At 58.4% G+C, this 11,769-nt stretch carries 7 protein-coding genes, 1 tRNA gene and 1 CRISPR repeat array; of the genes, 2 read left to right on the plus strand and 6 right to left on the minus strand.

The genetic code is table 11. The features are described 5' to 3' along the window. The first annotated feature begins 305 nt into the window (after window positions 1-305). Window positions 306-397 (plus strand) — tRNA-Ser (locus GJ693_RS09700). A gap of 503 nt (window positions 398-900) precedes the next feature. On the opposite strand, the gene GJ693_RS09705 is transcribed toward GJ693_RS09700, so the two are convergent. Beyond that, window positions 901-1,101: a hypothetical protein gene (locus GJ693_RS09705; protein ID WP_156256110.1), complete on the minus strand. Its 201-nt coding sequence runs from the start codon at window positions 1,099-1,101 to the stop codon at window positions 901-903. A gap of 367 nt (window positions 1,102-1,468) precedes the next feature. Then, window positions 1,469-1,789: a hypothetical protein gene (locus tag GJ693_RS09710; RefSeq protein WP_156256111.1), complete on the minus strand. Its 321-nt coding sequence runs from the start codon at window positions 1,787-1,789 to the stop codon at window positions 1,469-1,471. Between the two features lie 795 nt (window positions 1,790-2,584). On the opposite strand from GJ693_RS09710, the gene cas9 reads away from it, so the two are divergent. Then, window positions 2,585-5,743: a type II CRISPR RNA-guided endonuclease Cas9 gene (gene cas9 / locus GJ693_RS09715; RefSeq protein ID WP_156256112.1), complete on the plus strand. Its 3,159-nt coding sequence runs from the start codon at window positions 2,585-2,587 to the stop codon at window positions 5,741-5,743. A 152-nt stretch (window positions 5,744-5,895) separates the two neighbouring features. Continuing rightward, window positions 5,896-6,390: direct repeats of the CRISPR family, unit length 33 nt; unit sequence ATAGCATCTCAGAAATCGCAGGCCAACCGCAGC. A 594-nt stretch (window positions 6,391-6,984) separates the two neighbouring features. Here cas9 and GJ693_RS09720 read toward each other — a convergent pair. The 4 genes from GJ693_RS09720 to GJ693_RS09735 form a co-directional block, all read right to left on the minus strand. Then, the gene (locus tag GJ693_RS09720) at window positions 6,985-8,496 is read right to left on the minus strand and encodes an AAA family ATPase (protein ID WP_156256113.1); all 1,512 of its coding nucleotides are present in this window, start codon (window positions 8,494-8,496) and stop codon (window positions 6,985-6,987) included. Continuing rightward, window positions 8,493-9,209, minus strand: a complete 717-nt coding sequence (locus tag GJ693_RS09725; protein WP_156256114.1) for a hypothetical protein — start codon at window positions 9,207-9,209, stop codon at window positions 8,493-8,495. The genes GJ693_RS09720 and GJ693_RS09725 overlap by 4 nt, the downstream gene beginning before the upstream one ends. Further along, entirely contained in the window at window positions 9,206-9,445 is a 240-nt protein-coding gene (locus GJ693_RS09730) for a helix-turn-helix transcriptional regulator (RefSeq protein ID WP_156256115.1), read from the minus strand. The genes GJ693_RS09725 and GJ693_RS09730 overlap by 4 nt, the downstream gene beginning before the upstream one ends. Window positions 9,446-9,952: 507 nt before the next feature. Next, entirely contained in the window at window positions 9,953-11,215 is a 1,263-nt protein-coding gene (locus GJ693_RS09735) for a tyrosine-type recombinase/integrase (RefSeq protein WP_156256116.1), read from the minus strand. Between the last annotated feature and the right edge of the window lie 554 nt (window positions 11,216-11,769).

Below are 11,769 nucleotides of genomic sequence, written 5' to 3' on the forward strand. Positions count from 1 at the left end.
CGGCGCCGGCGTGGCGGCGGCGGGCGCCTGGGCAGGCGGCGGCGCTGGCTGCGCCTCCTGCGCCCATGCCGGCATGGCCACCAGCATCACGGCCATCATCAACCCGACCCGAACTGTCATTCCCATCTCTCCCTCGCGTGGCGTGCCTCGCCGCGCTGTCGTGAACGCTTTTGCCTGAACATCTTTGCCTGAACGGGGGCTGAGCCGTCACGCGCTTCTTCTATCGCCGCCACGCTGCGCCGGCCAGCCATGACATGCCTGTTGCCAACCCCCTGCCGGCATGGCTATAGCCTGCCGCCTCGCTCGGAGTCGTGGGTGAGTGGCTGAAACCAGTAGTTTGCTAAACTGCCGATCTGGGTAACTGGATCCGAGGGTTCGAATCCCTCCGACTCCGCCACTAAATCAATGTTATCAGTATGTTGTGATCAAAGGGTGGGCATTACCCACCCTTTTACCCACCTTTGGGGGGCGGCTCGGCTAGGATCGTGGGGGCTTAGTTAATTTATCGCCTCCACCCTCGTCGAAACTGACTAGGCTTGACCCCACCCATGGGGCACCCCCCTACCTCAGATATGGGACCCGAGCTTCCTCCGTACATATTGATCTGCTTATTGGACGAGGGACGCTAGAATTCGGTTGGGCCACACTTTGAATTTCACCATTTGACCTGATCGGCCCAGTTCCACCCGATATGGAAGAGGAAGCCAATCACCATCACAAGAATGCATGCCCCTACGAACATCCCGATGATAGCCCCACAACCCGGCTCATTCATGACTTCACCCGCTTTTTTTAAGGCCTGCGCTTAGCAGGGACCTTGGCCGCGTCGATCTTGGACCACACGTCATAAAACGACCACAGCCGACAGATTCGGCGGGACGTCTCGCTCCGTTGAGCCCCTTAGGGATCGCGTGCGTCCAGCTTGTCCGCCATCTCAAAAGCAAGGAGAAGCGCGTTCAATTCAAGAGCACACCATTTAATATGTTGACTGAGCCCTTTGCGTTCGCTTGGGGACAGATCGACCTTTGACCAGTCCGCCCAGTCCAAGCGGATCGACTCGCGCAACGTTTCAATATCTCTTTTAATCTTATCGGCGTTCATACATAAACCTCCACGTTGTCAGCTAAGCATACAGTGGCGGGTGGCGGCTGGCGAGTGCTACAGATTTCAAAGTGTGACACTACCGGGGATACAACAGCGCTTATTTGGCAGCCGTAGCCGTGCATCTTAAGCTGCTCACCAACTATCACGGCATGGGTGAAAGACGGTGCGCGAGCATTTTGCCAAGGTTCTGGCTCTTGAGCCACCACGCCGGTGATGGAACTGTTACCTAGCCTTAGAGCGATTGGTTGTGATTATCAGTTGAGAACAACGTGCATTCTCATAAAAAATAGACAGACCGGTTTTCGATGAAAAACGAACCCAATAAAACATAACAATATAAACTTCTCAAATATTCAATAATATTTTACTCAATTTCCTCCATGCAAAATATATGAACGTCTCTTGCGTGAAGTTGCGGATCTCTCATTGGCACTTCATACGCACCTCGAACCCATTTAATTGCTACTTTAATCTCAATGCTTGGAAACAATTTTAGTCGTTTCAACGTTTCGGCAACGGCTTCTTGTTCATCAACGCCTCGCGTTCGCTGTTGCATACCGAAAGCAGCCGCGTCGGCAACAATTTTACACAATCTAGCTTTGTAGTCTTGGGCCTGGACCGGCGTCGAAAATAAGAAAATCATCAAAAAGAAAACTGAACTGCGGGATGCCCAATTTGTTACCATTCTCTTTCCCCCATCCGTCCTTCCGGAAGCGATCCACTGATAGTTGACCGAAATGGAATGTCACTAACGAAATCATGGGGCACGCAAATTTCTTCCCATCCATCGCACCACTCAAGCCAAGCCTAATGTAAAAGAGTATGCCTCAAGTTTTCGCAACTCAGCAACCCTCCATCTAGGTTCAGCCTTGGCCTTCGAGGTCTCCCCCCCATGTCTATACTGTGGATGACTGCTATCCCCCGCATATTCAATAAGTTCAAATTCTTAAGAGAAGGGTGCAGGCAATACCCGCCCTTGTGCCCAATCTTCAAGCCGGCCTAGGGGCGCATGTGCAGCGGAAAGAATTCGCCCCCTTCAAATTCCTGCTCGGCCAGACCAGAGCCCGGAGGCACCCCCTCTTTCCGAGGTATGGGATCCACGCTTCCTTTATAAATACGATTTTGCTCATTGGATGGCGGCCAGTCGAAAACGAGGCCCCACTTCACACCAGACGAACCCCTTGTCGCTGGCTCACGGCTGTGTCCATGCCGTGGGATATCTAAAAACAAGACCAGCTAGCACATACAGAAAAGGCGGCCCCGTAGGACCGCCCTTATTTGGTGCAGCTCAGACTGCTTGCTAACAGCCAGCCTGCGATTTCTGAGACAGGCAATCTGACCTGCGATCAGAAGCCCGTCAAGCCTGATCTACGCTTGCCCAACAATTGCCATGCGCTCTATCATGAGCCCTTTCCATCGACACCAGCAATCGCGGCTCATGGTCGTGCGCGAACTAGCTCAGTGCCAATGAGGCCTCTTCATGCGTAGACTGGGACTGGATATCGGCACCAACAGCATTGGATGGTGCCTGATCGAGGATGACTCAAAGATCGTTGCACTTGGAAGCCGTATCTTTTCCGATGGCAGGGATCCGCAATCAGGAACGTCATTGGCGGTCGACCGTCGATTGGCACGATCTGCACGCCGCCGGAGGGATCGCTATATCGGGCGGCGTGGCGCCTTCTTGGAGGCATTGATTGCGCACGGTCTGATGCCATCCGATGCCGACGAAGCCCGATTGGTTGCGGCCCGCGACCCATACGAGTTGCGGATGCGCGCGCTATCAGAACCCCTGCGTCCTTATGAAATCGGCCGCGCGCTCTTCCATCTCAACCAGCGACGGGGCTTCAAATCCAATCGCAAGGCTGAACGCATGGCCAAGGACCAGGAGGACGGCAAGATCGCCGCTGCCGCGCAGGATCTGGACCGGGCGATGGCCGATGTCGGCGCCGACACACTGGGCCAATTTCTGCATGGCCTCGACACTAAGCGCGTGCGGATGAACAGCGAGAGCCAAGGCTATGATTTCTACCCGCAGCGGCGGCACTATGAGCATGAATTTGCCCGCATCTGGGAGGCGCAAGCCGCATACCACCCGGCCCTGCTGACCAAAGCGGCCAAAGCCGACCTGTCGCGAATCCTGTTCTTCCAGCGCCCACTTAAGGCACCAACTGTGGGCGTTTGCACCTTCGTTACGAACGAGGAGCGCCTGCCAAAGGCACACCCACTTTTTCAGGAGCGCCGCCTGTACGAGGAGGTCAACCAACTGGAAATCACCACGCCGGGAGGCGCACCGCGCAAGCTGACGATGGATGAGCGCAACACGCTGATTCTGAAGCTGCGCAACACCGGAAAGGCCAGCTTCGACGGACTCGCGCGTTTGCTGAAACTGCAGGACGGCCAAAGCTTCAATAAGGCTAGCCAGACCCGAACGCACATGGCCGGAGACGAGGTGTTCGCGGTCATGAGTGACAAGAAGCGCTTCGGCAAGCGCTGGGGGCAGTTCGACGCTGATCGCCAGTGGCAGATCATCGATCGGCTGATGGAGGAAGAAGACCCTGAACGACTTCAAGCCTTTCTGACCGGCGAATGTGGCCTTGACCATGAGCAGGCTGCAGCTGTCGCACGCGCGCCGCTGCCTGAGGGTCATGGCCGCCTCGGTGAATCCGCCAGCCGGCGCATCCTTGCGGCACTCAGGGACGGGCATAACGAAGGCGCCCCCCTAACCTACAATCAAGCGGTAGAGGCCTGTGGCTGGCATCACAGCGATTTTCGTACCGGGGAATGCCTGGACCGGCTGCCCTACTATGGCGAGTTGCTGACCCGCGAGATTCCGCCTGGTAGCCAACAGCCCACCGATCCGCCGGAAGTGCGCTGGGGCAAGATCACCAATCCCACGGTGCACATCGGCCTGCGGCAGCTGGAGAAACTGGTCAACAGCGTCATCGACGTGCACGGCCGGCCCGATCAGATCGTGGTGGAACTGGCGCGCGAGCTCAAGCTCAATGAGGCGGAAAAGGAGGAGCATGAGCGCCGCATACGCCGCGATACCGCCGCCGCCATAGCGCGCGGACAGCGGTTGACTGCTGAGGGTATCGCCGACACCGGGGCCAATCGTGCCCTCCTGCGCATCTGGGAGGAATCAAACCCTGAAAACCCGCTCAATAGGCGCTGCCCCTATTGCGGCCAACCAATCAGTCCGCGGGCGCTGTTCAGTGGGGAAGTCGATATTGATCACATCCTTCCCTATTCGCGCACCCTGGACGACGGGATCGCCAACAAGGTTGCAGCGCACCGCAGTTGCAACAGGGCAAAGGGCAACCGGACGCCGTTCGAGCGCTGGGGAAGTGACCCGGCGCGCTGGGAAGTGATCCGTGCCGAAGTGGCACGCATGCACCGCTCCAAGCAGTGGCGGTTCGGCCCGGACGCGATGGAACGGTTCGAACGTGAAGGCGGCTTCATTGCCCGCCAGCTCACCGACACGCAATATCTGTCCCGACTGGCGGGCCGCTATCTTTCGGCCCTCTATCCCTCAATGGACGAGGGCAGTGTCTATGTGATCCCCGGCCGTATGACGGCCATGCTGCGCCGGCTTTGGGGGCTCAACAGCCTGCTGCCAGATCACAATTTCGTTGAAAACGAAAATTCTGCGGCGCCAAAAAACCGGCTCGATCACCGCCATCATGCCATCGATGCCGCAGTGGTGGCAGTTACAACACGTGGCTTGGTACAAAGCATCGCCCAGGCCGCCGGCCGGGCGGAAGATAAGGATCTCGACCGGCTCTTCGAAGGCCTGCCCCAACCGTGGGAGGGATTCCGCGAAGACTTGGGCGCAAATCTGGCCACCATAACCGTAAGTCACAAGCCGGATCATGGCCGCAAAGGCCGACCGGCAGCGAACAGAGACATGACTGCGGGGCGCCTGCACAATGATACTGCCTATGGCTTCACCGGGGCCATGACGGCTGATGGCAAGACGTCAATCGTTGTCCACCGCATCCCCTTCAACAGCCTGAAACCGGCCGATGTGGCCAATCCCGACCGAATTGCGGATCAGGCCCTGCATGAACGCCTGCTGGCCGCAGTGGGCGGCCTCACCGGCAAGGACTTTGAGGCTGCGCTGGCCCGATTTGCCCGACATGACGCGGTGTTTGCCGGCATAAGACGGGTTCGGGTGCGAGAGCCGCTGAACATCATCCCAATCCGCGATCGGGACGGAAGGATTTACAAAGGTCACAAGGGCGATTCCAACGCCCGCTTTGACGTGTGGCGGCTGCCGGAAGGCAAATGGGTGGCCGATATCGTCTCGATGTTCGATGCCCACCAGCGCGAGGAACGGCAGCGCCCGCATCCCGCCGCAAAAAAGATGCTTTCACTGCGCCAAAACGACATTGTGGCCATCGAACGGGAAGCGGCACCTCGCGAATTGATGCGCGTGGTCAAATTTTCGTCCAATGGCAGTCTGGTCTTGGCGCCGCCCAATGAAGGCGGCCCGCTGAAGGCGCGTGACGCTCAGCCAATCGATCAAGACCCGTTCAAATATACCAACACGTCGGCCAGCACCCTGAAGAAATGGAAGGCACGGCAGGTGCGTGTTGACCCATTAGGCCGGGTCTTTGATCCGGGTCCACGCGAGTGAACGATGGAGCGTATCTTCGATTTCGCCAGCGCCGTCAGCGCCAGCGCAAAAACCCAGATCAGCTGGCATTATTCTGATCACGTGAGCCAGAAAATGCCTGACCGACACACCCGTTTTTCAAGCCTTAGCAACAACTTGACAATGTATCGGTCATAGCATCTCAGAAATCGCAGGCCAACCGCAGCCCTCTCTGAACCCCCCCGCGCTTGGTGGGGGTCATAGCATCTCAGAAATCGTAGGCCAACCGCAGCACCACGTCATCACGCATTTCGAGGGCGGCAGTCATAGCATCTCAGAAATCGCAGGCCAACCGCAGCCCGTGTCGCAAGCCGTGCGGGTCACTTTGGGTCATAGCATCTCAGAAATCGCAGGCCAACCGCAGCGGCCATCGCAATCCTGCACGTCGGATGCACTTCATAGCATCTCAGAAATCGCAGGCCAACCGCAGCTCGTGTGCGATCTCGACCGCAAGCCCGTCAGTCATAGCATCTCAGAAACCGCAGGCCAACCGCAGCCCCGAAAGGACTGAGCGATGAACAATGTGAGTTATAGCATCTCAGAAATCGCAGGCCAACCGCAGCGCTCGGCTCCTGCTTCGCCGCCCTGCCGCAGTCATAGCATCTCAGAAATCGCAGGCCAACCGCAGCAACCAAAGCAGATTCAGTTGCTGCCAATAAACATCCGAATCTACCTCTGGCGGCTCATTGCTCTCATAAATACCCTTTCGGCTTGCGCCCCCGTGTTCGAGTTGATCCCGGTGCCATCAAATCAAGAGCAGACATAAGGCTTTCGATCACATGGTAGAAGACTGCCATGTCATGCCACTGCTGCCGTTCAGGCGCAGTTTGGCCTGCACCATGATAGTTCCAATGTCGGCTGTCTCGCCGGATCGTCTCCGGCCTTCTGGCACCATGATAGCGGCAAACAGCCATGCCAAACGCTGCCGGGTTGCGGCACTGGGCGCCCCTCGCCTTGCACTTTGCAGTGCAGCGCTGAGTCTTTCCTGAGGTGATGTTCGGGAGGGGCAATGGCCGCCTTTTCGACAGGATATCAGCTGAAGTGCATGCTGGACGGGCACCCAAATTTTTGCGCGCTGACCTCATGGAAGTATGAGCAAGTGGGGGAGGGGGTCCAGAAATTCCAAAACCGTGATTTCTGGATATTTTTGGCAAGCGGTCCATGTCCAGAATGTCCAAACCCCCTATGGGGGTTGGACTTTGGACGGGAATTTTGACCGTCGGTCACTGCCACAGCCAAGCTTCCCCCGCCGCATCAATCGCTGACTGCACGTAGCCACCCGAGGTCAGACTAGATACCAGGCGGCGCGCTTCGTTGCTTCGCTTGTTGGACGCTTTGGCGGTCAGGGTAGCCGCGACCGCCGCGATGGCGTCCTCGACTTTAAGGCAATGTGTCTGCGGATCGCATCCAGCCTGGCCGGTTTCCGGTGAGATGCTGAGCGAACGCCTGATGGTTGAGAGCGCAGACTTCTGGTTCTTCCCCGAAGGCTCGCGGGGGCGAAACACCGCACCAGTGTCAGGGCCCACCGCACAGCTGCTGACCTCATCGCCATCGCCGTCAGTACCCAGCACGACACGGTGCAACTGGAAGGCCACTTGCTTGCCATCTTCGCCGTCTTTTACCTTGGCGGCGGACCAGTGGCGGCCTGCTGCGCTGCGCTCAACCTCAATCGCTCCATCAAGTGCCGCGTGCAGAGAACTATGGCCACGCATTCCCTTGGATGCATCCTTGCCGGTATGGTGAACGATCAAAACCAGCCCGCCCGTCACCTCTTGTAAACGCTTCATTCCTGCAAGAATGCGCCCCATGTCCTGGCTGGAATTTTCGTCCAAGCCCGGCGCCGCGCGATTAAGCGTGTCAACGATCACAACGCCTCCCACCGGGAGCAGAGCGCCCAGCTCTTCAACCTGCTCAGGTTCGGCCAGCTGGAATGGTTGCGTCATTGCTTTGAAGGCGGGAGGAAGGAGCCTTCCATTGTGGGCCTCCCAAGCCTCTACACGGTTACGCAGCCCTCCCTCGGCTTCGAGCATGACATAGGTCACATTGCATCGCGTTGTTCGATGCCCGAACCAGTCTTGGCCCAACGCAATGCTTGCCCCAAGGTCCTTGGCCAGAAACGACTTACCCGAACCGCTCGGGCCAAATATCGCGGCAATACCGGTTGCTGGCAGCAAGCCTTTCACCCGCCACTGGATCGGCTGGATAGTCATGATTGCTGTGCGGTCGAGAAGACGGAAGCGGTTAGCGGATGGGTGGGGCGTTGGTGATGTTGCCGATGAGCTCTTCTGCCACCCAAACGCCTTAGCCAGCATGAAAACCGAGCCAATGGTGACTGGTTTGGCGTGGCCTGGCTTATACTGTTTCCACGCATGCTCGAACCCGGCGTCAGTGTAACGGCTGCTCTGCTGAGACCATTGCCGCACGACCTCCTTGCCTGCTTCACCATATTCACGGCGAACAGCCAGCACGACGCCAAGCCAGTAATCCGGAACCGGCGCGCTGTCTGGGCCAATGATAGTCCCCGTACCACGCGGAACGTCAGACGAAATGTAAGACAGAGCGCCTGCAAGCGCAGGAATGCCTTGCGGGTTCGGAGCCGGCAACATCTGGTCTAGAGGCGCCTTCGCGGTGAAGAGAGCGCCAGATGACCCAGATCCGCCCCGTTCTGCACCGAATCCATGCGCTTCAAGGTCATCCAGCATCTGCCGGAGTTCGCTGGTTGAAAGCGGCTTCATTCGACAGCCGACGCCATGCGATAATAGCGCTCGTTGATACCTGTATCGTCCGGCGCCTCGGTGCCCTTGTATGCAATCGTCCCCAGCACCTTCGTGATACGGGACGCGTTGAACACCCCCGTATCCACCTTCACCGTCGCAGTGTCGTATTTGTTAGCCAGTGCTTGCAGCACGTTCTGGCAAAGCAACTTGCTGCCGTCGTCATTAGGAAGGTCAATGGGCAGGTACACGTGCACTCCGTTGCCAGAGTTTACGGTGATAGGTTCATGGCCTTTGCTGTAGAACGCATACTTCTCAAGCTGGTGCGCCACCTTGAGGATTTCGTCGATTTCATCGTCTGTAGCTGGCTGACTTGTCTGGGAACGGTCAAAGTCGATCAGGAGATAGCGACGGCGAACGATATCAGTATCCTTCACGGACAGGCCGTTATGCTCGTCACCCTGAAAGCCAGGACTGATGGGGTTGAAGCAGATGTAGATGTTGTAACCCTGCTTGTTGAGCCCGAGAGCTTTATCCGTGAATGCGAGCTGACGCTCCGCCACGTTAGGATAAGCTGCCGGAGTAAAGGTGATGTTCCTCGTCGGCCGTTTGCCCGGCACGCCCTTGCCCCAAATCGCGCGAAGGTGGATCGGGTCGTCTTGTGCGACGGGGAAGATAGCCCACATCTTAGCCATAGCGCTGCGCTGCAGCTGTTCGGTAACGGGCCAGATCATGCCAAGCCCTCCTGCGCGTTTGCATGGCGACCAATGATCCATGCATCGACGTCGCTTTCCAGCCAGCCTACCGCCCGCCCGCCGGGTACTATCACGAATGGCTTGGGGAATTGCCCCCGGGCGATCATGTCGAACAGCTTGGCGCTGCTGACTTGAAGCCTTTCGCTGACTTCCGCGTGGCGGACGATGCGAAGCCCCGTTCGCCCGCTAGGGTCAATCTGTGGCATATGGGTCATGGATCACCTTCGTTTGTGTTGAAGGCTGACCATGTACTGTGTTGGCCACGGGATGAGGCGGGCCGTTAAATGGGGCCAATTTCATACCCCCTGGGCGCGCTACGCTTCACAGCGCGGCGGACCGCTTTCCCACGCGCAGACTTCCACGCCCGCTCTACCGCGTCGTATGATTTCTTCCGTTTGGCGACCTGCTCTTCCTTTGCTTCTTCGACGGTTAGCCCCCGGCCACCCTGACTGGTTGGTCGGATAGCAATCGCCATCTCGTAAACAAGTTCGTCGAGGGAAAGATCAACCCGCCTGCCTGGCCTAACACCCATCGCCTGGCTCAGTGGTTTGCCACCTGCGAGCTGCCGCAGAATATATGCCACCTGCTCGCGGTCTTCGTCAGTCAGAGCCCCAGCTTGGACCCACATTGCGAGCCTCATTAGGGGCCATCGGTATGGCGGCACTGACCGCCGATGCTCCGCCACCCAAGCGCGGTGGGTTGAACTGAAATTGCCAGGAGCTTTAGCCATGCCGTACTCCAATTGCAGTAACCGTCGCTGCCTGTGGAGCCGTTTGCACATACCTCGCCCAACGGTCCATCAACGCAACACGCTTTTCTAGCTGGTCTTGCCGCCTGTATGCGGCCTCGGCCTTGTCGCGGATCGTATGCGCCAAGGCGAGTTCGAGGGTCTCATTGGCGATCGAGGTCGTCTCAGCCGCCCAGTCACGGAAAGTTGAGCGAAACCCGTGTGGCACATACTCGGCATAGCCGGGCATGCCCTTGATAACTGCTAGCAGGGCGCCGTTGGACAAGGCCTTCTTGCCGCTCGGGTTGGGGAACACGAAGTCGCCCTGCTTGCCAGCCAACATCGCTCGTACAATCACCATCGCCCTGCCGCTCAGTGGCACGCGATGTTCCCGGCCAGCCTTCATGCGTTCGGCCGGAATGGTCCAAACTTTGGCATTGAGGTCGAACTCATCCCACTTTGCCCCCAGCACCTCGCCAGACCTTGCGGCTGTGAGGATGAGGAACTCGAAAGCCTTAGGGCTGATGCCCCTCTTCTGCCGCAGCTCGCGCACAAACGCGTGTATCTGTTGGTAAGGAAGGGCCGGCTGATGCCTCACCTTTGCAATCTTGCTAGCCTTGGGCAGCAATTGCCCCAGCCCGCCCTTCAGCGACGCCGGGTTGTCGCCGGTGTAAAGCTTGCGCGCCTTGGCCCAGTCCATGACCGTCTCAATCCGCTGCCTGAGCCGGGTCGCGGTTTCCGTCTTCGTGGTCCAGATGGGCTCCAACACAGCCAGCACCCGTTCCATCGTGATCTGGTCTACCGGCAGCGCACCGAGAGTTGGGTAGGCATAGGTTTTCAAGGTGGCTGCCCATTGGTGCCGGTGTTTCGCATTCTTCCACTCATGCTGCCTGGTCGCGATGCACTGTTCGGCTACCTGCTGGAATGTGAGCGCAGTTGGCCGCACCTCGGCACGCTGTGCCTTCTCCGCGTCCCGCAGGTCTTTCGGATCCAAGCCGTCAATGACCTGCTTGCGAAACGCCCCGGCCTTCTCGCGCGCCTCAGCAAGCCCGCGTAACGACACCGAACCAAGGCCAATCTCACGGCGCTTGCCCGTGACAGGGCTGGTGTAACGAAACACCCACGAGCGCGCGTAGCCGCATGCCCCCTCTACAACTTGCAAGTTCAACCCAGGTTGTTTGGCATCGGCTGTGTAGCCTACCTTCGTGCACGTCTCGACATGCCTGACCGTAAGCGCGGTTCGTCCAGATCTACCCACCTTTGCACCCTCCAATGAGGGCTAGATTGTAGTGGTGGTCACTGGACCATTCAAGAGCAAGATAGAGAATAAGCTATTGATCTTACTGGTATTAAAGTAGCCAGAAGGAGCTCTCTGGAGCCCAGTGAGTAGGACTCCGACTCCGCCACTACATGAGCAAGGTTGCGAACGCCGGCCGGTTGGTCTGGCGTGTGCCGCGCCGGGGATGGACCCCTGCGGAGGCAAACCATTTGAAAACCCCGTCTCCATCTGTAGCATCAGGGCGAATGCGACTGATGAAGGGGGGCAGTTTGGCGCGACGGGTGATCATCGCAGGCGTGAGGCGCGTTTGGGCGGATGCGCCTGCCCATGGCTAGCCCCGAACCGCTTCGGCCCGTGCTGACGCCACGGCTGGACCTTGCCGACGCCGATTGCTTCCTTGATCTTGAGCGGCAGTTGCGGGCCGCCGAACGCCTGCCCGCCGCCGAACTGCAGGCGCGGCAACTGGCGCAGCTGGCCCGGCTGGCGCGCCATTTCGAGCGCCAGTCGCCGGCGTTCCGGCAGCGGCTGCGGGC

This window comes from Sandarakinorhabdus oryzae (genome assembly GCF_009733735.1).
GTDB lineage: Bacteria > Pseudomonadota > Alphaproteobacteria > Sphingomonadales > Sphingomonadaceae > Sandarakinorhabdus > Sandarakinorhabdus oryzae.